Origin of the sequence: Ferruginibacter sp. (assembly GCF_028288465.1) — a bacterium.
Lineage (GTDB): Bacteria > Bacteroidota > Bacteroidia > Chitinophagales > Chitinophagaceae > Ferruginibacter.
In genome coordinates, this window is the sequence record NZ_JAQBNR010000038.1 from 1 (window position 1) to 21,041 (window position 21,041).

The window sequence follows — 21,041 nt, forward strand, 5'->3', positions numbered from 1 at the left end:
TTAGTGGGATGGATGGTGAATGGTGAATGGTCAATGGGCAATGGTCGACAGCCGATAGTCAATGATCAATAGTCAATAGTGATTACTTACAACCACTCACAATTCACTGTTCACTACCCACCATTCACTATTGACCATTGACCATTCACATATCGAGCCGGGCCAATTAAAAAAAAGATTATGATTATTGCAAGTAATGTTACCAAACAGTTTGGCAAATTAAAAGCGCTGGACAATGTATCTACCATTTGTAACAAAGGCGAATGTATTGCACTGATTGGCCCCAATGGCAGCGGTAAAACAACGCTGATAAAATCCATCCTGGGCATGGTGGTGCCGGATAGCGGCTTCATCACTTTTAAGGATAAAAATATTTTGCATCACTGGCAGTACCGCGATGAGATTGGTTATATGCCGCAGATTGGACGATACCCCGATAACATGACCATTGGCCACGTGCTGAACATGATGAAGGATATCCGGAATAAGAAAACATCGCTGGATGAAGACCTGATTAAATCATTTTCATTGCAGGGTTTGTTGAATAAAAGAATGCGCACTTTATCGGGCGGTACCAGGCAGAAGGTAAGTGCTGCACTCGCATTTTTGTTTGACCCCGCGGTGCTTATTTTAGACGAACCTACGGCAGGCCTTGATCCTGTATCATCTGAAATACTAAAAGATAAAATCATTGCAGAAAAAGAAAAAGGAAAACTGGTTTTAATAACCTCGCATATCTTAAGTGAACTGGATGACTTGGTGACGAGAATTATATACATGCAGGATGGAAAATTATTATTTCATAAAAGTATTGATGATTTAAGAGCAGATACCGGTGAAGACAAACTTTCAAAAGCCATTGCAAGGGTAATGACAAAATAATCGTTATGAAAAAAATTGTAAAATATGTGATCACGGATATACTGCGCAATAAAATTGTGCTGGTGTATACGTTGTTTTTGCTGGCGGCTTCTTTTAGTGTGTTCAGCCTGGAAGATAACAGCAGCAAGGGTTTGCTGAGCCTGCTTAATATTATACTGATTGTGGTGCCGTTGGTGAGTATTATTTTCGCTACCATTTACGTGTACAACAGTGCGGAGTTTATTGAGTTGCTGGTAAGTCAACCACTCAAAAGAAAAACGATCTGGCTGAGTTTATTTACAGGATTGGCAACTTCACTTTCCATTGCATTTTTTATTGGTGCAGGCATACCGGTTTTAATTTACCAGGCCAATATGGTTGGTTTAACCATGATACTGACCGGTGTTTTGCTGAGCATTATTTTTGTTGCTATTGCCATGCTGGCCACCGTAAAAACCAGGGACAAGGCAAAAGGAATTGGAGCCGCAATTATGCTGTGGCTGTATTTTTCTTTATTGTTTGATGGCTTTGTATTGTTCCTGCTGTTTCAGTTTGCGGATTACCCGATGGAAAAACCAATGATTGTGGTAAGCGCTTTTAACCCGATTGATTTGAGCCGTATACTCATATTGCTGCAGCTGGATGTATCTGCCATGATGGGGTATACCGGCGCCGTATTCAAAGATTTTTTTGGCACTTACACCGGGATTGCTTTTTCATTTGCTGCCTTGTTTTTATGGATTGCCTTACCTGTTTGGTATGCAACGAGAAAATTTAACACCAAAGATTTATAATTATGAAAAGGCATCCATCATTAGCGCATTTATCGAGGGATCACCATGGAGCCCTGTTACTGGCAAGGCTGTTGCAAAAAAATGCACCGGTCTACAATGGCCTGCCAGCCGATGTTGCGGGAAAAGCGGCTTATGCATTAAATGTATACCATAAAGAGCTGGTACCACATTTTGCTGCCGAGGAGCATATCTTACAATGGGTAACGGGCATCAACGGTCAGCTGGATTTACTGGTGCAAACCATCTACAGGGAGCACCAGGAACTGCACCAGTTGTTCAGCAATTTTCCAGCTGAGCCAGCATTGGAAAGCTATTTGGATACAACCGGGAAAGCATTGGAGATTCATATCCGAAAAGAAGAACGGGAGCTTTTTCCGCTGATGCAGGAATGGTGTAATGAAGCTACAATGGATAAGATCAACAGCTATTTATCACCACAAGAAAACTAGTATGAAAAAAGATATTGCGGGCAGACCGGATATTGAATTATTAGTAAATACTTTTTACGAAAAAATAGCAGCCGATCAGCAGCTCGGATATATTTTTAATGATGTAGCCAAAGTGAACTGGCAACGGCATTTACCGGTGATGTACGACTTTTGGGAAAACATTATTTTATTTACCGGCAGCTACCAGGGCAACCCTATGAACCTGCACCAGCACCTGCACCATATCGCACCGTTAGATGCATCGCATTTTGAACAGTGGAACAAATTATTTATCGCGACTGTGAACGAACTGTTTAAAGGAAAAAACGCAGAGCTGGCGAAACAAAAAGCATTGAGCATTTCCGCCATCATCAAAGAAAAAATATCATTCAGCCGCAGGGACAATGAGCGTAGTTATTAGTGTCTTTTTTTTAATTTTACCTGCCGGTTCACTTTACATACAACGTTTAATCAGCCATCTTCCTTATTAATTTTTTTATAACTTGCCAGACAATAAAAAGGCACTCCATGTTGGATGTGCCTTTTTGATTGACGTATGTTTTTGTACTATTTCTAAACCCTTTTGACTTTACTATTTTGCTGCCGGTGGTGGTAATAAAACACCATCAATTACATGAATGATTCCGTTAGATGCTGGTATAGAGGCAATGATTGTTGCCGTGCCGTTCACCATCCATTTGCCATCTTTTTTTGTAAGAGTGACGTTGCCGCCATTCACCTGTCCTATTACCTCGCCTTCTGTAAAACTTTCTGGTTTAAATACGCCTACAGAAACATGGTATTGCAAAATGTCGGTCAGGTCATCTTTCTTTTCTGGTTTTAATAATCCCTCAACAGTGCCTGCGGGTAGTTTATTAAAAGCCTCGTTGGTGGGTGCGAATACAGTGAATGGACCAGCATTACTCAATGCGTCCACTAAGCTTGCAGCCTGTATGGCAGTTACCAGTGTTGTATGGTCTTTGCTGCCAATGGCTATCTGTACCACATTTTTTTGTGACTGGTCATCCTTTACACCTGACTGACCTGCTTTTGTTTCTGCTGGTGTAGCTGCGGTGGTGTCTGCTGGCTTTTGTTCGGTACCGTTGTTACAGCTTATAAAAAAACAACAGGCGATAATTGCTGATAAAATCCTTTGCATAAAATGATATTTTGAGTGATAAAATTTACACAAAATAGCCTGCAAAAAATGGTGCTTTTATGATTACAATCACAATGCAAAAATTGTCCTTACTTTTTTACCCCGGAGCATTTTTATGTGCCTTTTGGTGGATAAGCGCACGACAGGGCATACCCGTACCTGTACCTTTAGAGATAAAGCGTTTATAGTATTGAAATTTCAGGAATATAGTCTGCCCTCAATCAGATTATTGCTGAATAAGTTTGAATAAAAAATAGGTTACCACCTGGCCGCAAAAAAAATCACTGCAGGCAGGCGATAATTCTCCTTACTTCTTCTTCATCGGCTATGTACACGTTTCCAAAATCTGTTACCAGCGGATTGGCGAACTGCATGGGGTTGGTAGTTGCTTTTCTTGCAGAACCATGAAATTCCCTAGCGCCGCATTCTTGCATTAATTGAGTAATGTTGGAAGATTTTATTCCGGCACCTGGCATGATGATGATTCTGTCTCCCGCCTGTTGTACCAGTTTGCTTAAAATAGCGCCAGCTTCGGGTGCGCCTGATTGCTGGCCGGATGTCAGAATTCTTTCGCAACCCGTGCTGATGATATCTTCCAGTGCCCTGAACGGATCTGGCGTTGCATCAAATGCACGGTTACAGGTAACCCCCATGGGGTGTGCCCATTCAACTATTTGCTTCAATCTGTCTGTATCAATTTCTCCATCAATTTTTTGCACACCAACAGAGATGCCATCACAACCCAATTCCTTACACATCAATATATCCTGGTGAATAATTTCAAACTCATCTTCATCATACAGATAGTTACCTGACCTTGGACGGATGATGGGATATAACAAAATAGATATTTTTTCTCTTGTTTGTTTAATGGCACCGTAACTTGGCGTGGTGCCCCCTTCTACCGGGTTATCACACAATTCAACCCTTGCTGCGCCTGCATTTTCTGCAATGATAGCCGATTGAATGTTAAAAGCACAAACTTCAAAAATAGCTTTTGGAGTCATAATATGTTGAGGTATTAAAATGTTATATTAATAAATGCTGGGGGCCGTATAAATTTTTTCTTCCTTGTTGCTTTTTACGGCGTAAGTAAATCCCTTCTGTAAACAATATGCACCGAATTCGCCCTTTTTATTCATGGCTAAAAAACCTACCTGTACATCTTTAGCCTTTTTAGGATTGCGTTTTATAATGCGCTCGCAGCCTTCTTTACAGGCAGCTTCGGGGCTTAACCCCTGGCGCATTAATTCTACTATTAAATGGCCGCCTACAATGCGTATTACTTCTTCTCCTACACCTGTTGCCGTTGCACCACCAACTTCATTGTCCACATACAAACCTGCACCAATAACCGGAGAATCACCTACCCTGCCATGAATTTTATAAGCCATACCACTGGTTGTGCATGCGCCGCCTAAATTACCTGCTGCATCTATTGCCAGCATACCAATAGTATCATGATTTTTAATTCCGCCAGGCATGGGGTCTTTGCTTTTATCGTATAACTGATTCTCGATATTTTTAACCGGTTCGTATTTGGCTGTCTTCAACCACTCCTTCCAATCATGTTCACTTTTTGCTGTCAGCAGGTTTTCTTTTTTAAAACCGTTGGCCAGTGCAAACTGCAATGCACCATCTCCTGCTAAAATAATATGCGGTGTTTTTTCCATCACCATCCTTGCTACAGAGATGGGATGCATGATGTGTTCCAGCGCCATTACCGATCCACAATTATAAAATTCATCCATAATGCAGGCATCCAATGTAACTTTCCCATCCCTGTCGGGCAACCCACCATAACCAATGCTTTGATTACTTTCATCAGCTTCTGGTATACGGACACCCGCTTCCACCGCATCTACTGCCCTTCCGCCTTTTTTCAATACTTCCCATGCACCTGCATTGGCGGCTTTGCCAAAATCCCAGGTGGAGATAACTATGGGTTCATTTAAAACCGGCTGATGCAGCACCGGCTTCGCTGCCATTAATTTTTCGCCGGTTAAAACTGCCGCGGACCCCATCAATGAACTCTGTAAAAATTTTCTGCGTGTAGACATATAAAACTTTTGTTGCTTGAAGTGCTAAATTAAGGATTAACAACGTTACTGACCTTTTTGTATAATGGATTATTTTACTTTTGAACTGGATTTAATTATTACAACATTATACGTTTTGCAAAAATGGATTGGTATGTGCAGCACATACCAATCAGCATAATCAGCCGGCCTATGTAATACATAATATTCCGCAAGTATCGGGTTTCAGGGTGTATAAAAGCCGGTTAGTTTTGTAGCCTAAATTAAAACTTATGTCAACACAGGAAAATATAAATTATACCCGCATTGCTGAAGCGATTGAATACATTAACACGTATTTTAAAGAGCAGCCAGACCTGGACGAGGTAGCGGCTCATGTACATGTAAGCCCTTTTCATTTTCAACGCCTGTTTACAGATTGGGCAGGTGTTAGTCCGAAAAAATTTTTACAATATATCAGTGTTAAACATGCCAAGCAGGTATTAAAAAACAATGGATCAACGCTGATGGATGCTGCATTTGAAACAGGGCTTTCGGGCACCGGCAGACTGCATGATCTTTTTATAAAAATAGAAGGCATGACACCCGGCGAATATAAAAATGGCGGTGAAAACATTGCCATCAATTATAGTTATGCTGAAAGTCCGTTCGGGAATATTTTGGTAGCATCTACCGGAAAAGGTATTTGCCACATGGCTTTTGCTGAGGATGAACAAGCAGCATTGACTGTTTTAAAATCGCAGTTTCCCAATGCGCAACTCCGGCAAATGACGGATTTGATTCAACAAAATGCGTTGTATATTTTTACGCACGACTGGAGTAAAATCAACCAGGTTAAACTGCATTTAAAGGGCACCGATTTTCAATTAAAAGTTTGGGAAGCATTACTGAAAATTCCCGCAGGACAGTTATCCACGTATGGAAATGTGGCGGCCATTATTGATAAGCCAAAGGCGTCAAGAGCAGTAGGAACGGCCATTGGCAGCAACCCGGTTGCCTTTTTGATTCCTTGTCACCGGGTTATTCAATCAACTGGGCTTACCGGTGGTTACATGTGGGGAAGCACGAGGAAGTCCGCCATCATTGGCTGGGAGGCCGCAAGGACACTTCAGGAAAATTAATGCGCACATTTCAACAACTGATTCAACAAAACGGCCATTATTCATGTTTTATCATGCAACTATCAGCACGAAGGAATTGCATCAAAGAATAAAAAACAAGGCAATTTGTTTTGGTGGAAATAATCGACTTAAAATTTATGGAACACTACAGTGCCTGTCCGGTAAAAGATTAACCAAAATAAACCGTGTTTTTTTCAGTTCGGAAGAGGAAGCGATTCAGCAACAGTACCGGCCTTGCGGGCATTGTATGAAAGCTGCCTATAAAAAATGGAAAGATGGACTTATTTAATACAGAAAAGATCACCAATATTTTGCCTTATGATGGCATAGTAAATTATTATGGAAAAGTGCTGAAGGTGGCAGAAGCAAAACATTTCTACGATTGCCTGCTGCAAACCATCGAATGGAAAAATGATGAGGCGATTATTTTTGGCAAACACATCGTCACAAAAAGAAAAGCCGCCTGGTATGGGGATAGCAATTATGCTTATACTTATTCCGGTATCACAAAGCAGGCGGTGGTATGGACAAAGGAACTACTCGAATTAAAAAAAATCACTGAACAGCATACCGGCGAAACCTTTAACAGTTGTCTGCTGAATTTATACCATGATGGCAACGAAGGCATGAGCTGGCACAGTGACGATGAAACATCGCTCGGAATAAATACAGCTATTGCGTCCATAAGCTTTGGTGCCGAAAGAAAATTTTGTTTTAAACATAAAAAAAGCAAGCAGACTGTTTCCGTAATGCTTGAGACCGGCAGCCTGCTTTTAATGAAGGGGGCTACGCAAAGCCACTGGCTGCATGCCTTACCGAAAACAAGCATAATTAAGAAACCGAGAATCAATCTCACATTCAGAACAATCGTGTTGTAATGCTACTACCAATTCCACTGGCACTATCCACAATCTGTTTACTGCTGTTTGGAAATAATATACCCTTTACAAAATTTCAGTAAAGCTGAAAGAGTAAAATCTTCTACATCTGTAGTATTTAAATCATCGTACAATTTTCGTTTCACCAGCCATATCGGCCTTTCACGTAATTATTGCTTCAATCCTTACTTTTTATTAACAGTTTTTAAAAGCGGAATAATTTTTATACTGGTTCAGGTTAAGCCGTATCGATTGAAACAAACCAAATAGCATCAAACTTAACTGGCAATATGACAAGTACTAAACCTTTAAAAATCACCAGCAATGCATTCAGGGATGGCGGCGATATTCCCGCTATGTATACATGCGATGGTGAAGAAGTGAACCCGCCTTTAATCATAGAAAACATTCCATTCGGCACGCAATCGCTGGCCATTATAGTAGAAGATCCGGATGCACCCAACGGTGTATTTGATCATTGGATAGTATGGAATATACCTCCGGAGAGAATCGTGGAAGAAGACAGAATACCCGGCATCAGCGGAAGAAATGGTGCAGGCAAAACCGGCTACCATGGCCCTTGTCCGCCATCCGGTACACACCGGTACTTTTTTTATGTGTTCGCTCTGGACCGTAGTCTTGACCTGTCTATAGGTGCTGATAAAAGAAAACTGCAGGAAGCCATGCGCCCATATATACTGGCGCAGGGAACCCTGATGGGCAGGTATACCAAACGGGAGCAACCGCCTGCATACTAAAAAAAACAGCAGCTGCATTTGCATTTAAGCAAGTCAACTGCTGTTGTTATACACTACAACAAACTATCTTTTTACCTGTATATTTCTTATTACAGGGGTATTATCCTGCTGGGTTAATTTTAAGATATACGAACCTGCTGACAGCCTATTCAAATCAAGAATTTGTGTTTGCGGTGCATCACCAACCTGCTTGCTTAACACCCGTTCGCCTAATTGATTAAATAATTCAATTTTTACGGTCTGGTGGATCCAGCTGTTTGATAAAGTAATTTTCAGTTGGGATTGTACCGGGTTTGGATAGGTTAACACTGTACCGGTTGCCTCAAACGAAACCTGCTTCACCTGGCTGTATTGCACACTCTCATTTATGCTAACCAATTTAAGCCGGTAGTAATTTTTGCCAGCTGCGGGAAGTGCATCAGTAAAACTGTAATTGTTAACCATGCTGCTGTTTGGTGTTACATTTATTCTTTGCAGCAGCTCAAAATGCACACCATTGGAAGAACGCTCTACCTCCATATAACCTGTATTTACCTGCTCACCGGTAACCCATTTTAATGAGGTTGTTTTTTGATTTTTACTTGCCGTAAAGTCCAACAAAGTAATTGGTAACGTGATACTCCAGTTTAACGTAAAAGTTGCCGGACTTTGATCTCCCTGCCCTGCGGCATCTATTGCGCCATAGGTAAAAGAAGTACTGAGTATTCCATCCAGCGGGTCTATCGTTAACAACGCCGGCGTAAAATTGCTGATAGTTTGTCCGGTTGTAAGTGCAACAGCGTTATAGGAAAGCGTGGCCCCGGCAGGCAGTGTATTGATCATAAATGTACTGCCTGTTCCAAGCACCCCTTCTTCAGGATCGGTACCGGTAAGACTTGGTACGGTATAACTGGTACCAGGCGTATTGGATGCGTATGTCTTTAATTTAGGAGTTGTGTTTGGCAGTTGTTCAATTCCAAAATTGGCGTTCGATTTTACGGCAGATGCATTGGCTATTGTAACGCCTGGCAATATCCCGTTTTCAGTTCCGTCGTTTCCGGCTCCGGTTCCTAAAAATTCACCGGTATTAATCCAGCCGGAAGGTAAAGAGGGTGCAGGTGCCGCCGTTCCCGGGGTACCTTCCGCATCGCTCAGGATGATGCTATATTGGGCCGGATAAGCTGATGGCAGTAAATCTTGAAAGGTGTAGATTCCATCGGATGCGACCGGACTGCTTAAGACAACATTTCCTCCGCCATCCACCAGGTTGGCAAATAATTGTCCGGAGATATTGGTTCCTGTACCGTCAATGGTATTTACCGGGGTACCCAACAAACCGTTAGCGTCATGAAATATAGTCCCCGTAATAACTGGTGTACTCATTGAAACACCCAGTAACCACCTGTCGCCGCCCCATTCAGTTGCCTTGCTCCAGGTAGTTCCGTTTCCATCACCCCGCAGATAAACTTTAAAAGCCAGTGTTGTGATACCTGTTCCGGTTACCCTCACACTGCCACTTGCTGCGCCGGTTGTAGCAGCGCTGCTTCCTGAAACAGCGGAAATAGACGTAGCACTGTTCAGGATTTTATTTGCTGTTACATTAAAGACACCTGTTCCGGATAATTTATTTAGCGTTACACCAGTTGTTTGCAATTCAAATTCTGTTGAGAAACCAAGCGTTCCTTCTGTACCTCCTAAACCGGCAAGGTGGAGCACCGGGTTATCTACAGCACGGCTGAAGGTTAAGGTAAGTGTGCTGTAATAGTACCGGGCATTGGTAACACTCGATGATGCATACAGAGGTTCAATTGTGGTAAAACAGTTAAACCCATAATTGTTAGCAGTATCTATGCCTGTACCTGCAGTACCAAAAGGGCTGGACGTAAATAAGGCTGCAGCAGGTGCAGACTTACTTCCAAGATTGTCGAAAATATCCGCAGCCAATGCTGTTTTTGCTGAAGCATTTAGTTGAGCACCGAAGCATGATCCGGTTCCGGTTGTTATCCCTGTAACGGAGGTGTATTGCTGATCGGACCACGCAACACTGACAGTAATGGTTGGTGCATAGGCAACAAAGGTGGCGCCTGTAGTATTTTTCAACAATTGCGCCGATTGACTGGCAACGGACGGTCCCAATGGAGGCGAAGGATAACTCGCCGCACCGAATTCCAGTTGTGTTTGCGCATCAGCAGCACTAATTTGCAGCGTTGCAAACATGGCAATGCACCAATATTTTAAGGGTTTACACATAGATAGAGAATTTTACAATTATGGATTGTGGATAACTAACGCATATTGTAGTTGTTTTATTACATTATTATAATAATAAAGCCAATGCAGAAGAGAATTCCATCGATGCGGGAATGTTTTTTTCAAAAAAATTGCCGCGACAATTAAAAAAGGCAGGGTTTAAAATAGACCATAAAAGTTTATATGGTTAGAGGTGAGGTTATCACGAAAAGGCAAAAATCGTTTATGAAAAAGTTCCGGAAAGCTGGAAGAATAAAACCTGCTTAGGGTGAAGATTCGGCCAGCTCCATTAAATTATAGCTGGGATAAGGCAACAACAGACCGGATTGTAACAAGGAGGATTGTTAAAGCTTTGCCCAGCCGTGCGTGATCAACCGGTTGTACTTAGCTGTATTATTTTATTAAAATACAGGTGCGATAAAAACAATACGCTTAAATAACCAATGGTGTTATCACCACTTGTAGCGGATCTTTTAATGTGCTATTGCTGCGAAAATAAATAAAATGCCAGGCCGGCATAGCCCCACTCTTTCATTACCCGTGGAATGGCGGGCACAAGAAATGCGTTTGGAAATCATAAGGGCAGATGGGAATTAACCACTGCTCTTTCATTTGGCACTAAAGGTTTGGCCAGCTATCAAAAGAGGTAAAGAGCATCACTGATAAAATGGTAAGCAAAAAAATTAAAAGACCTTAAGTTAAACAAACTCGTTAAACGAACCGTTTACGACAGCTTTCTCCCCACAGCTGAGTATCCCATTACACCGCACGTCAAATCGCTTGAAAAAGTAATTGATGAATTCAGGCTTTGGGGATTAAAGCACCAAAAAAAATCGGAAAATAATAGTATCAATCAGCTTTTACCATCACATCGCTGCTCAGTACACCGCATCTGCATGCTCAATTTTATATATAGCCAACTCTAACAACCTGTTCAATTCGGCAGGATTTTCAATCATGGGAAAATGGCTGGTTCCTTTTATCACTGCCAAATCGTATCCGCTTTTTACCAGGTTTTTTAAAGCAGCTTCGTTAGTAGGCGTATAGTCTGCGTTGATAAGGTGCAGGTTCGGCTGCAGCCCGGGCAATAACCTTTTTTCTAATTGATCTTTTTCAAATTCTGCCTTTATCACCGCTGCACCCATTGGTTGCCAGGCATGCCGGTAGTCTTTTATAACCCGCTCGCTTATACGGGAAGGTGTGCTGGGTCTTAGCAAGGCCACGCGTGCATATTGTTCCATAGTACCGGGAAAGTCCTTTATACTGTTTTCGATAATGGCATCTGCCTGCTGCTGGTAGTTAGGTGATAACGGCGTTCCTGCATTTTTAAAACTATCGATTGCTATGAAGCCTATAATATGTGCCGGATGTTGAATAGCCACCATTAAGCTAATGTTGGCGCCAAAGCCGTGACCAATTAAAACCACATTTTTCAAATTCAGTTGCTGTATTACAAAACTCACATCTTCCGCAAAATTCTCTACATCCCACTGGGTACGTTCCTTCCCTGATTTCCCGTGTCCGGGTAAATCCATCGTCACCACCGTATACTTGCGGTCAAAATACGCAACTTGCTTTGTCCAGTACGACTGATCAGTAAAAGCGCCGTGTACAAAGAACAGTACCACATCGCCGGTTCCACTTATCTGCCAGTTAACGGCAGGATTGTTTCTTTTTGTTTCTTTCATGATCGTAACATTTGGGATACATGTAAAAAAACTGTACCAAAAACCGGGAGCCGGTTTGCTGCGTAGCTTTATTATACGAATTACGAAATGTTGTTAACAATTAGCCATTTTTTAACCATTGTGTTGCAATCTGCCAACTGTTTTTAGTTAAATTTATCAACACATCAACTTAACTGCGCCGGGTTTGCAGACGGGTTGTTTAAATAAATCATTCAAAAGAAACCAGCAATACAGGCGGTACTGTTTTCAGCTGCAAACAAACCTAATCAACCGGCATCAAAAAAATGGCTGCATCAGTGCAAACATGTAAATTTACTTTCTTAATGAGCCGTACAGCTACATATAAAATCATTCTGCTGCTTATTGTGGCCGCATTTTTTTCCGCTGATAACAATCAGGCATATGCGCAGAGTAGTATAAATGATACGATCGTTTCGGCTGCAGTTATTTATAACGGTGATACCATCGAAGCCAAAACATTCCAGGATTTACTGATCAGATCATGGTATGATGAAGCGCATATGAAGGCTATTGCTAAATGGACCAGGTTACGTAATGCAGTGTATGTTACTTATCCTTATGCCAGGAGGGCGGGTAAAATAATGAATGAATTAAATGCCCGCCTCGTAAATATTTCCGATAAGGGAGAGCGAAAAAAATGTATCCGCTCACGGGAAAAGGAATTAAAAAAAGAGTTTACTGACCCGCTTACCAATTTATCGGTTTACCAGGGAAAAGTGCTGATGAAATTGATTAACCGGGAAACCGGTAACAACTGTTACGAGATTATAAAGGAATATAAAGGCGCATTCGACGCCCGCTTTTATCAAACCATTGCCTTCTTTTTTGGCAGCAGCCTCAAGCAGGCGTATGACCGATCCGGAGACGATGCTGATATGGAAAAAATTGTGCAGGAAGTAGAAAGAATGTATGGCTTCAGAGGCTAATCCCGCCCGCTGAAAAATCTCAATTAACAATAGCAATTTCTCCCGTAACAGTGCGGCATCTATTTCTCGCCCTAATTCATCTTTCAGCACAATGTTCCTTTCGCTTCTACCGGAGCAATTGCCTTTAGTGTAACCTTTGTTACAGATATATACTGTTACACACACCAACTTTGCAGCTATATATTTCACATGATTATAGCTGGATATTTTTTAATGGCATTAGTGGGCATTTCCCTGGGATTAATTGGCGGAGGAGGCTCTATCTTAACGGTACCAATACTGGTATATGCCATGGGCGTAAACCCTTTGCTGGCCACGTCCTACTCGCTTTTTATCGTGGGCACTACCTCCATAGCCGGGGCTGCTGATAATTACCGGCGTGGTTTTGTTGATGTAAAAACAGCCCTGTTGTTCGGCCTTTCATCAATTACAACGGTTTTTGTAACAAGAAAAATAATATTGCCGGCAATACCTGAAGTGCTTTTTTCCAATCAGCAAATACACTTTACTCAATCTATGGCTATCATGGTATTGTTTGCTGTATTAATGCTATCAGCCAGCATTGCGATGATAAAAAATAAGGCTAATGAAACACGACTTGTTAAAGCTGATGCAGCAGAACCTCTTCCATTAATAAAGTTGCTATTGTTTGGCGTTGCGGTAGGCCTAACCACCGGTTTGCTCGGCGCGGGTGGAGGATTTTTACTGATACCAGCGTTGGTGCTGCTGTTAAGAATGCCTATGAAAAAGGCCGTAGGCACGTCGCTTTTAATTATTGCGCTGAACTCCTTAATTGGTTTTACCGGCGATATAGGCCATTTCAATATTGACTGGTATTTTTTAATTACACTAACTTTAATTGCTGTGGCAGGCATTTTTACCGGTGGCATTTTAGCTAAAAAAATAGACGGTGTAAAGCTTAAAAAAGCATTTGGCTGGTTTGTGTTAATCATGGGAATTTATATTTTAATGAAAGAACTCTTTTTTACCAGCCCGCTGCATTAACTGAACAGAGGTTCGATTTGTGTAAAGGCTGATTGCCTGCCCTTATTTGAAAGCAACAAATGTTACTGAAAATTAGTAAAACAAAAAGCATATTTGCATTGTATCATAAAAAATTGAAGGAATGAAAATTGAACAAATTTATACTGGTTGCCTGGCACAGGGTGCATACTATATTACCAGCAATGGAGAAGCTGCTATAATTGATCCACTGCGTGAAACGGCGCCCTATATTAACCGCCTTCAGAAGGACGGCGTGAAATTGAAATACATTTTCGAAACACATTTCCATGCAGATTTTGTAAGCGGTCATGTTGATTTGTCGAAGACCACCGGCGCCCCCATTGTATACGGACCCAATGCTGCCTGCGGGTTTGATTGTATTTCTGCAAAGGATGGCGAACTGTTTAAACTGGGGGATATTACAATAAAGGTATTGCACACCCCGGGGCACACGCTGGAAAGCTCCACTTTTCTATTAAAAGATGAAACCGGGAAAGACTATTGCATTTTTAGTGGCGACACCCTTTTTTTAGGTGATGTAGGCCGGCCCGACCTGGCGCAAAAAGCAGCCAATATGACGAAAGAAGAGCTGGCCGGCATGTTGTACGATAGCCTGATGAATAAAATAATGCCGCTGGCAGACGATGTAATTGTGTACCCCGCTCATGGCGCGGGCAGTGCCTGCGGTAAAAATATGATGAAAGAAACGGTAGACAGTTTAGGCAATCAAAAAAGAATTAATTACGCATTGAACCAACCAGATAAAGCGGCTTTTGTAAAAGCAGTTACTGATGGATTGTTGCCACCTCCTGCTTATTTTGGATTGAATGTAGCGATGAATAAAAAAGGGTACGAAAGTTTTGACAGTGTATTGAAGAGGGGGCTGCATGCACTTACCCCCGATGAATTTGAAGCTGCCGCTGATGGCAGCGGAGCCTTTATTTTAGATACCAGAGACAGCGCTGCTTTTTATAAAGGCTTTGTTCCGCAGTCTGTAAATATTGGCTTAAACGGCGACTTTGCGCCATGGGCAGGTGCCCTGATGGCAGATGTAAAACATCCCTTGTTACTGGTGACAGAAGAAGGCAAAGAAGCAGAAACTGTAACCCGTTTAAGCCGGGTTGGTTTCGATAATATACTGGGCTATTTAAAAGGTGGCTTTGCCGCATGGCTGCAGGCCGGCAAAGAAGCTGATGTAGTGGATCAAATTGCGACTGCTGATTTTGCCAGGGAAGTAAACCTTAGCCAGGACAAAGTAATCGACATACGGACAGAAGCTGAATATGCTGCTGAACATGTACAGGATGCTTACAACAGGCCGCTGGCATATATCAACGATTGGATAAAGGACATTGACCCAAAGGAACACTTTTTTATGTATTGCGGCAGCGGATACAGAAGCATGATTGCAGCCAGCATTTTAGAAGCCAGGGGTTACCGCAACTTTACCGAGGTAGCCGGGGGATTTAAAGCAATCAGCAATGCGGCGGTTCCCAAAACAAATTTTGTTTGCCAGAGTAAAGTAATGAAAGCTGAATAATATAATATGTTGATAGCTTTAATTATGTCAACTATACAATAAAAACAAAAGGCAGCCGAACGGTTGCCTTTTGTTTTTTCGAGTTCATAGAATGTAACAAAAGTACCCAAACAAAAGATCGCTCAAAAATATCTTTGTAACCATCAATACAATACCATTTTACATGAATTATCTCACTGCCATTTTTAAAAATAAATGTCCCCGTTGCAGAACCGGCGAATTATTTTGTACATCCTCTGCCTGGAAAAAAGGCTTTATGAAAAGAACAAACGCTGTCCGGATTGCAGGCAGCGCTCTGAAATTGAAGTTGGGTTTTACATCGGTTCCGGCTATGTTAGTTATGCCTTAACTGTAGCCATTTCTGTATCAACATTTGTTGCCTGGTGGGTTCTGATCGGTTTTTCGGTTGATGATAACCGGGTATTCTGGTGGCTGGGTTGCAATGCTGTTTTCCTGGTACTACTGCAGCGTTGGCTCATGCGGTTATCCAGGATTATCTGGCTCTCTTTTTTTGTAAAATACAATCCTAACTGGCGTACCATTCCGCCAACAGAAACTGGCCGCGTAATTGAAGAACAGATGGAAATTACAGGCTGACACCGACTTACACAATAGCTTACTTTGTTGTTTTTTATAGATGGTTTTTGAGTGTTTGACTGACTGGTATGCAGGCTTTAAAAACCTGATATCAGTCTTTTTTATTTGTGATATTGGTCACCTTCCAAAAAATGAATCGCTGTTAAGTTTGCCTTCATAAAAAATCACTGATAGTTATTTCAACACGATGGAAAACGAAGAGATATTTGTAAATGAAATTTGCCCATCCACGGCACAGGTGTGGATGAAAAGAGGCGCCATTTTAGTAGATGTACGGGAAGCGGATGAAATAGCACAACTGGCGTATGACGTAACCAACATAGTACATATTCCTATGAGCGAGTTGGGCATGCGCTATACCGAATTACCAATTGATCAACCGCTGGTGATGGTATGCCGCAGCGGAGCCAGAAGTTTGCAGGCCGCAGGATTTTTGATACACAATGGTTACGATCCTGAAAAAGTGGTGAACATGAAGCACGGTATTATACGCTGGGTGCATAAAGGTTTCCCTGCCAAAGGCGATCGTTCCGTAGCTGGGGCTGCACCGGCATCTATCAGTTGCTGCAGTTCCGGCACGGGCAAGTTACAGGCACATGCGTGTTCCTGCTCATCTGCAAAACATTAACACCCACTTTTTTTTCCTTTTGCACTACGTTGTTAATTTAGCCAAATGAAATCATTTTGGGATGAACGTTATTCGGCTGATGAATTTGTATGGCACATCGTCAAACGAATTTTTCAAAGCCCGCATAGACATATTGCCACCTGGTACATTACTGCTACCCTGCGAAGGAGAAGGCCGCAATGCAGTATATGCTGCAACCCTTAACTGGCAGGTATTTGCTTTTGATCAAAGTGAGAAAGGAAGAGAAAAATGTACGCAACTGGCTGCGTCAAAACACGTGCAGGTTAACTACCAGGTGGCTGATGCGATGGAATATAATTTTGGTGAAAACCTATATGATGCCATTGCGTTGATATATGCTCATTTTCCAGCTGCCATAAGAACGCACATTCATCAACGTTGTATAACGGCCGTAAAGCCGGGCGGTATTATTATGCTGGAAGCCTTTAACCCCCTGCAGCTAAACAATACAAGCGGCGGACCTAAAGATGAAACCATGTTGTATACCCTCAAAATGCTGCAGCAGGATTTCAATAATACAAAAATTGAACTGCTTGAAACATTAAAGACTCATTTGCAGGAAGGTGAACACCACAGCGGCATGGGCGACATTATACGCCTGGTTGCAGGCAAATAGAATTGTTCATTTCAAACAGCTGCCAGCTGATGATCCAATAAGACATACTCCTCATTACAGGCACTCCACAGTTTAAATCCGCCGGAAATATTAAACAGTTCTTTAAATCCATTCTGCAACAAAATGCGCTGCGCAAGGTATCCTCTTAATCCAATATGACAATAGATATAAATCGCTTTATCCGTATCCAGTTCATCCAGTCTGCCCCGCAAATCATCAACAGGAATATTAATGGCGCCGGGTATATGCGCTTCGGCAAATTCGTTGGCATCCCGGACATCAATTAACACATCCTTTTCACTTAAAGAATTGGCAACCGTCCACGGCACAACAAACAGTTTTTTCTGCAGTATATTTTCGGCAACAAAACCTGCCATGTTTACCGGGTCTTTTGCAGACGAATAGGGCGGTGCGTACGCATGTTCAAACTCGGCAAGTTCATAAATTGTACTTCCTCTTTGTATTACAGACGACAGGATGTCAATTCTTTTGTCTACCCCATCTTTGCCAATTACCTGTGCGCCCAGCAACCTTCCATCCGTTGGCGAAAAAGTAATTTGAATACTCATTTGTTCTGCATCGGGGTAGTAGCCGGCATGAGCACCACTGTGCGTTACCGACACCAGGTGCGGAATGCCCGCGGCCGCCAGGTGTTTAGCCGCTACTCCGGCAACCCCTACCGTTACATCAAACAATTGCACGATGGCTGTATTTACAGAACCATGGTACCGCTGGTGATTTCCTTCCACCAGGTTATTGGCGCAAATTCTGCCCTGTTTATTGGCCGGGCCTGCAAGATAGGTGGGCATGGATTGTCTGGTGATGGGATTGATAAATTCAATCGCGTCGCCCACGGCATAAATATCTTTATCAGAAGTTTGTAAATAATCATTCACCAGAATTCCTTTGGCAGATCCTAACTGCAGACCTGCATCAGTTGCCAGTTTGGTGTCCGGCTTTACACCAATAGAAAGTATCACCACATCTGCTTCAATGGGGTCCTGGTTTTTTAATAAAACTGTTAACCCATCGTCATGTTGTTCAAACCCTGTAACAGCCGTTTTTAATTTAAGACCTACCCCTTTGCTACGGATATGTTGCTGGGCAATGGCCGCGATATTAAAATCTGTCGGTGCAAGTACCTGGTCGCCCATTTCAACAATGGTCACCTGCATGCCCAGCCGGTGCAGGTTTTCGGCCATCTCCAGGCCAATAAAACCGGCACCGATGATGAGTGCCTTACCGTATGAAAATTGCTCAACGTAAGCTTTAATGGCGTCTGTATCGGTTACATTGCGTAAAGTAAAAATGCCTTTGCTGTTAATCCCGGGCAATGGCGGACGAACAGGTGATGCTCCAGGAGAAAGCACGAGTTTATCATATTTTTCATTATATACTTGTCCAGTTACCAAATTTTTCACTGTAACAAATTTCATTTCCGCGTTAATCGCAATTACTTCGCTCAATACCCGGGCATCAATATTAAAACGTTGCTTAAAAGAAGTGGCAGTTTGCACAAATAATTTATTGCGCTCTGTAATTACATCGCCAATATAATAAGGCAGTCCGCAATTGGCGTAGGAAATATAGGCGCCTTTCTCAAATAAAATAATGGAAGCATGTTCATCTAACCGCCTGAGACGGGCTGCGGTACTGGCACCTCCGGCTACTCCGCCAATAATAATGTATTGCATTGTTGTAATTTTAGTTACTCTGTAGCAAAGGAAGTTCAAAGGCACAATTTATACTGTAACATAAGTTACCGTTTCAGGTTGCAGCAGGCAATGATTTTATCCGGCATATGATTACAAACAAAACTTCGGGTTATTTTTAAACCCAGGCTAATCAGCGTAATTTTCAACATTAAAAAAACGGGCATCTTAAAAGACCATATAAAATCAGCCGAACTTATTTCGCTGCGATTTATACTGATAGGTTGGCTGCTGCTAACTATTGTTAAACCAGCTTTAGCTTTCACAGCTGCCTTCTTTCTTATTGTTGAATATCATTGGCGCTATGGGCAATTGTAACCATGCGAAAAAATAAACTACGCATTGTGCTGTACCTGTGGCCGATGCAATTTTGGTTGATAACGGCCCATACAAATTCCTCCGGCATCCCATGTACACCGCTGTTATAACAACAGCAACGGGCTTACTGTTGTTAAACTTCACCTGGATAAGATTAGCCATAGTCTTGACATTAGCGATTGTGCTGATAGTAAAATTATTGGGGGAAGAAGCGGTGCTAACCAGCAAATTCCAAGCCTCTACAAATTACGGCAACACACATGGTTGGTAAAAGCGTACTAACTGCCGTCATACCGTTGCATGAGCTTCATCATTATGCAGGTTTATGTAATAAAAGTTACACTCCCCCCATTTACCACCCACTAATTTTATGCTACCATTATGAAACAGCAATTCATCACACATACACTTCATCACTACAATCTATAACCGAACACCATTTATACAACAGCCATGAAAAAAATAGTCATATTAGGAGCAGGTACCGCCGGAACCATGATGGCTAACCACCTGCATCACGAACTGGATAAAAAAGAATGGGATATTACCATTATCGACGAACGGGAAAAACATTATTACCAGCCAGGGTATTTGTTTTTACCATTTGATATGTACGAGCCGGAAGAAATAGTAAAAGAAATAAAAGATTTTATCCCAAAAGGCGTACAGCTGCTGAGCGGTAAAATTGAAAAGATCAACGCGGCAGGCAACCTGGTACAAATGGAAAATGGCGACCAGTTACCCTACGAGCTACTGATTGTAGCCACCGGCGCAAAAATAGCCCCTGAAGAGACAGAAGGAATGAAAGGAAAAGAATGGCAACAATCTGTGTTTGATTTTTACACTTTTGAAGGCGCCCTGGCATTGCGGGATAAATTACGGCAATGGGAAGGTGGCCGCCTGGTGGTACACATCACCGAAATGCCGATTAAGTGCCCCGTTGCACCTCTTGAATTCACTTTTTTAGCCGACTCGTTTTTTAAACAAAAAGATATGCGTTCAAAAGTGGACATTACCTATGTAACGCCATTAAGCGGTGCCTTTACCAAACCTAAAGCCACCGCTGCGCTCGACCACCTGCTGCACGAAAAAAATATCACCATCGAAAGTGATTTCGCTATTGCTGAAGTTGACAATGAGAATAAAAAAATTATAGATTATGGCGGACGCGAAATTCCATTCGACCTGCTGGTAACCGTACCCACCAATAAAGGAGATGAGCTGATGGAAAGAAGCGGTCTGGGCGACGACCTGAACTATATCCCCACCAACAAGGCCACCCTGCAATCGCAGGCATATCCTAATATTTTTGTGCTGGGCGATGCAAGCAATATACCCGCTTCCAAAGCCGGCTCGGTAGCGCATTTTGAAGCAGAGATTCTTACAGAGAATATAAAACACTTTATTAAAGGCGAACCACTGAAAGAAGAATTTGACGGCCATGCCAATTGTTTTATAGAAACAGGCAACGGTAAGGCCTTGCTGATAGATTTTAATTACACCCACGAGCCGGTTGAAGGCGAGTTTCCCTTCGCTGGTATCGGCCCTTTAAGATTATTAAAAGAAAGCAGGATGAACCATATGGGCAAGCTGGCTTTTAAATGGATTTACTGGAATGTGTTGCTTAGGGGAACACATATCCCTTTTGTATCCGCCACTATGCAGGAATCCGGAAAACATTTTAGCACTACTTAAAAAACAA

At 42.2% G+C, this 21,041-nt stretch carries 22 protein-coding genes and 1 pseudogene; 17 read left to right on the forward strand and 6 right to left on the reverse strand.

Going from position 1 to position 21,041, the window contains the following annotated elements; genetic code table 11:
* The first annotated feature begins 180 nt into the window (after positions 1-180).
* Genes JWR61_RS15390 through JWR61_RS15405 form a run of 4 tightly spaced genes read left to right on the forward strand, consistent with a single transcriptional unit; the run spans position 181 to position 2,504 of the window.
* Positions 181-882 (forward strand): ABC transporter ATP-binding protein, encoded by a 702-nt coding sequence (locus JWR61_RS15390; protein WP_290337798.1) that lies wholly within the window; start codon positions 181-183, stop codon positions 880-882.
* A 5-nt stretch (positions 883-887) separates the two neighbouring features.
* Positions 888-1,655, forward strand: a complete 768-nt coding sequence (locus JWR61_RS15395) for an ABC transporter permease subunit (RefSeq protein WP_301928648.1) — start codon at positions 888-890, stop codon at positions 1,653-1,655.
* Positions 1,656-1,657: 2 nt separating this feature from the next.
* Positions 1,658-2,104: a hemerythrin domain-containing protein gene (locus JWR61_RS15400; RefSeq protein ID WP_301928649.1), complete on the forward strand. Its 447-nt coding sequence runs from the start codon at positions 1,658-1,660 to the stop codon at positions 2,102-2,104.
* A 1-nt stretch (position 2,105) separates the two neighbouring features.
* On the forward strand, positions 2,106-2,504 hold the full coding sequence (locus JWR61_RS15405) for a group III truncated hemoglobin (RefSeq protein WP_301928650.1): 399 nt from the start codon (positions 2,106-2,108) through the stop codon (positions 2,502-2,504).
* 171 nt (positions 2,505-2,675) lie between these two features.
* On the opposite strand, the gene JWR61_RS15410 is transcribed toward JWR61_RS15405, so the two are convergent.
* The 3 genes from JWR61_RS15410 to JWR61_RS15420 form a co-directional block, all read right to left on the reverse strand.
* On the reverse strand, positions 2,676-3,242 hold the full coding sequence (locus tag JWR61_RS15410) for a fasciclin domain-containing protein (protein WP_301928651.1): 567 nt from the start codon (positions 3,240-3,242) through the stop codon (positions 2,676-2,678).
* A 281-nt stretch (positions 3,243-3,523) separates the two neighbouring features.
* Positions 3,524-4,249 (reverse strand): copper homeostasis protein CutC, encoded by a 726-nt coding sequence (locus JWR61_RS15415; protein WP_301928652.1) that lies wholly within the window; start codon positions 4,247-4,249, stop codon positions 3,524-3,526.
* Positions 4,250-4,276: 27 nt separating this feature from the next.
* Positions 4,277-5,302, reverse strand: a complete 1,026-nt coding sequence (locus tag JWR61_RS15420) for a N(4)-(beta-N-acetylglucosaminyl)-L-asparaginase (RefSeq protein ID WP_290337804.1) — start codon at positions 5,300-5,302, stop codon at positions 4,277-4,279.
* A gap of 251 nt (positions 5,303-5,553) precedes the next feature.
* On the opposite strand from JWR61_RS15420, the gene JWR61_RS15425 reads away from it, so the two are divergent.
* The 4 genes from JWR61_RS15425 (at position 5,554) to JWR61_RS15440 (ending at position 8,038) form a co-directional block, all read left to right on the forward strand.
* Positions 5,554-6,402, forward strand: coding sequence for a methylated-DNA--[protein]-cysteine S-methyltransferase (locus tag JWR61_RS15425; RefSeq protein ID WP_301928653.1), 849 nt, complete (start codon positions 5,554-5,556; stop codon positions 6,400-6,402).
* Positions 6,403-6,445: 43 nt separating this feature from the next.
* A complete protein-coding gene (locus JWR61_RS15430) occupies positions 6,446-6,691 on the forward strand; it encodes an Ada metal-binding domain-containing protein (RefSeq protein ID WP_301928654.1) in 246 nt (81 codons plus the stop codon).
* Positions 6,678-7,280, forward strand: a complete 603-nt coding sequence (locus JWR61_RS15435) for an alpha-ketoglutarate-dependent dioxygenase AlkB (protein WP_301928655.1) — start codon at positions 6,678-6,680, stop codon at positions 7,278-7,280. The genes JWR61_RS15430 and JWR61_RS15435 overlap by 14 nt, the downstream gene beginning before the upstream one ends.
* A gap of 290 nt (positions 7,281-7,570) precedes the next feature.
* On the forward strand, positions 7,571-8,038 hold the full coding sequence (locus tag JWR61_RS15440) for a YbhB/YbcL family Raf kinase inhibitor-like protein (RefSeq protein ID WP_301928656.1): 468 nt from the start codon (positions 7,571-7,573) through the stop codon (positions 8,036-8,038).
* Between the two features lie 63 nt (positions 8,039-8,101).
* On the opposite strand, the gene JWR61_RS15445 is transcribed toward JWR61_RS15440, so the two are convergent.
* Positions 8,102-10,267, reverse strand: coding sequence for a T9SS type A sorting domain-containing protein (locus JWR61_RS15445; protein ID WP_301928657.1), 2,166 nt, complete (start codon positions 10,265-10,267; stop codon positions 8,102-8,104).
* A 737-nt stretch (positions 10,268-11,004) separates the two neighbouring features.
* Between JWR61_RS15445 and JWR61_RS28275 the strand changes: the two are divergent.
* Positions 11,005-11,193: pseudogene (locus tag JWR61_RS28275) on the forward strand (hypothetical protein); the annotation flags it as partial.
* On the opposite strand, the gene JWR61_RS15450 reads toward JWR61_RS28275, so the two are convergent.
* Complete coding sequence (locus JWR61_RS15450; protein WP_301928659.1) at positions 11,146-11,955, reverse strand: alpha/beta fold hydrolase; 810 nt, start codon at positions 11,953-11,955, stop codon at positions 11,146-11,148. The pseudogene JWR61_RS28275 and the gene JWR61_RS15450 overlap by 48 nt on opposite strands.
* Positions 11,956-12,278: 323 nt before the next feature.
* Here JWR61_RS15450 and JWR61_RS15455 point away from each other — a divergent pair, with 323 nt between their 5' ends.
* The 6 genes from JWR61_RS15455 to JWR61_RS15480 all read left to right on the forward strand — a co-directional run bounded on the left by JWR61_RS15455 (position 12,279) and on the right by JWR61_RS15480 (position 17,309).
* The gene (locus tag JWR61_RS15455; RefSeq protein ID WP_301928660.1) at positions 12,279-12,902 is read left to right on the forward strand and encodes a DUF4294 domain-containing protein; all 624 of its coding nucleotides are present in this window, start codon (positions 12,279-12,281) and stop codon (positions 12,900-12,902) included.
* A 189-nt stretch (positions 12,903-13,091) separates the two neighbouring features.
* Positions 13,092-13,907: a sulfite exporter TauE/SafE family protein gene (locus JWR61_RS15460; protein WP_301928661.1), complete on the forward strand. Its 816-nt coding sequence runs from the start codon at positions 13,092-13,094 to the stop codon at positions 13,905-13,907.
* Between the two features lie 121 nt (positions 13,908-14,028).
* A complete protein-coding gene (locus tag JWR61_RS15465) occupies positions 14,029-15,447 on the forward strand; it encodes a rhodanese-like domain-containing protein (protein WP_301928662.1) in 1,419 nt (472 codons plus the stop codon).
* Between the two features lie 195 nt (positions 15,448-15,642).
* On the forward strand, positions 15,643-16,044 hold the full coding sequence (locus JWR61_RS15470) for a DUF983 domain-containing protein (RefSeq protein WP_367881806.1): 402 nt from the start codon (positions 15,643-15,645) through the stop codon (positions 16,042-16,044).
* Positions 16,045-16,231: 187 nt separating this feature from the next.
* Positions 16,232-16,672: a rhodanese-like domain-containing protein gene (locus JWR61_RS15475; protein WP_290337815.1), complete on the forward strand. Its 441-nt coding sequence runs from the start codon at positions 16,232-16,234 to the stop codon at positions 16,670-16,672.
* Between the two features lie 61 nt (positions 16,673-16,733).
* Complete coding sequence (locus tag JWR61_RS15480) at positions 16,734-17,309, forward strand: bifunctional 2-polyprenyl-6-hydroxyphenol methylase/3-demethylubiquinol 3-O-methyltransferase UbiG (protein ID WP_301928663.1); 576 nt, start codon at positions 16,734-16,736, stop codon at positions 17,307-17,309.
* Positions 17,310-17,320: 11 nt separating this feature from the next.
* Here the strand turns inward: JWR61_RS15480 and JWR61_RS15485 are convergent, their stop codons facing one another.
* Positions 17,321-19,003, reverse strand: coding sequence for an FAD-dependent oxidoreductase (locus JWR61_RS15485; RefSeq protein ID WP_301928664.1), 1,683 nt, complete (start codon positions 19,001-19,003; stop codon positions 17,321-17,323).
* 373 nt (positions 19,004-19,376) lie between these two features.
* On the opposite strand from JWR61_RS15485, the gene JWR61_RS28280 reads away from it, so the two are divergent.
* Both JWR61_RS28280 and JWR61_RS15490 read left to right on the forward strand, forming a co-directional pair.
* Entirely contained in the window at positions 19,377-19,610 is a 234-nt protein-coding gene (locus JWR61_RS28280; protein ID WP_367881807.1) for an isoprenylcysteine carboxylmethyltransferase family protein, read from the forward strand.
* 182 nt (positions 19,611-19,792) lie between these two features.
* On the forward strand, positions 19,793-21,034 hold the full coding sequence (locus tag JWR61_RS15490; protein ID WP_301928665.1) for an NAD(P)/FAD-dependent oxidoreductase: 1,242 nt from the start codon (positions 19,793-19,795) through the stop codon (positions 21,032-21,034).
* Positions 21,035-21,041 lie beyond the last annotated feature (7 nt).

Bases quoted from the DNA above. Each gene is read 5' to 3' on its own strand.
- JWR61_RS15455 (WP_301928660.1), top strand. From the start codon at position 12,279: ATGAGCCGTACAGCTACATATAAAATCATTCTGCTGCTTATTGTGGCC.
- JWR61_RS15475 (WP_290337815.1), top strand. From the start codon at position 16,232: ATGGAAAACGAAGAGATATTTGTAAATGAAATTTGCCCATCCACGGCA.
- JWR61_RS15390 (WP_290337798.1), top strand. From the start codon at position 181: ATGATTATTGCAAGTAATGTTACCAAACAGTTTGGCAAATTAAAAGCG.
- JWR61_RS15400 (WP_301928649.1), top strand. From the start codon at position 1,658: ATGAAAAGGCATCCATCATTAGCGCATTTATCGAGGGATCACCATGGA.
- JWR61_RS15395 (WP_301928648.1), top strand. From the start codon at position 888: ATGAAAAAAATTGTAAAATATGTGATCACGGATATACTGCGCAATAAA.
- JWR61_RS15485 (WP_301928664.1), bottom strand. From the start codon at position 19,003: ATGCAATACATTATTATTGGCGGAGTAGCCGGAGGTGCCAGTACCGCA.
- JWR61_RS15480 (WP_301928663.1), top strand. From the start codon at position 16,734: ATGAACGTTATTCGGCTGATGAATTTGTATGGCACATCGTCAAACGAA.
- JWR61_RS15465 (WP_301928662.1), top strand. From the start codon at position 14,029: ATGAAAATTGAACAAATTTATACTGGTTGCCTGGCACAGGGTGCATAC.
- JWR61_RS15445 (WP_301928657.1), bottom strand. From the start codon at position 10,267: ATGTGTAAACCCTTAAAATATTGGTGCATTGCCATGTTTGCAACGCTG.
- JWR61_RS15435 (WP_301928655.1), top strand. From the start codon at position 6,678: ATGGACTTATTTAATACAGAAAAGATCACCAATATTTTGCCTTATGAT.
- JWR61_RS15430 (WP_301928654.1), top strand. From the start codon at position 6,446: ATGTTTTATCATGCAACTATCAGCACGAAGGAATTGCATCAAAGAATA.
- JWR61_RS15490 (WP_301928665.1), top strand. From the start codon at position 19,793: ATGAAAAAAATAGTCATATTAGGAGCAGGTACCGCCGGAACCATGATG.
- JWR61_RS15440 (WP_301928656.1), top strand. From the start codon at position 7,571: ATGACAAGTACTAAACCTTTAAAAATCACCAGCAATGCATTCAGGGAT.
- JWR61_RS15410 (WP_301928651.1), bottom strand. From the start codon at position 3,242: ATGCAAAGGATTTTATCAGCAATTATCGCCTGTTGTTTTTTTATAAGC.
- JWR61_RS15405 (WP_301928650.1), top strand. From the start codon at position 2,106: ATGAAAAAAGATATTGCGGGCAGACCGGATATTGAATTATTAGTAAAT.
- JWR61_RS15460 (WP_301928661.1), top strand. From the start codon at position 13,092: ATGATTATAGCTGGATATTTTTTAATGGCATTAGTGGGCATTTCCCTG.
- JWR61_RS15425 (WP_301928653.1), top strand. From the start codon at position 5,554: ATGTCAACACAGGAAAATATAAATTATACCCGCATTGCTGAAGCGATT.
- JWR61_RS15420 (WP_290337804.1), bottom strand. From the start codon at position 5,302: ATGTCTACACGCAGAAAATTTTTACAGAGTTCATTGATGGGGTCCGCG.
- JWR61_RS15470 (WP_367881806.1), top strand. From the start codon at position 15,643: ATGTCCCCGTTGCAGAACCGGCGAATTATTTTGTACATCCTCTGCCTG.
- JWR61_RS15415 (WP_301928652.1), bottom strand. From the start codon at position 4,249: ATGACTCCAAAAGCTATTTTTGAAGTTTGTGCTTTTAACATTCAATCG.
- JWR61_RS15450 (WP_301928659.1), bottom strand. From the start codon at position 11,955: ATGAAAGAAACAAAAAGAAACAATCCTGCCGTTAACTGGCAGATAAGT.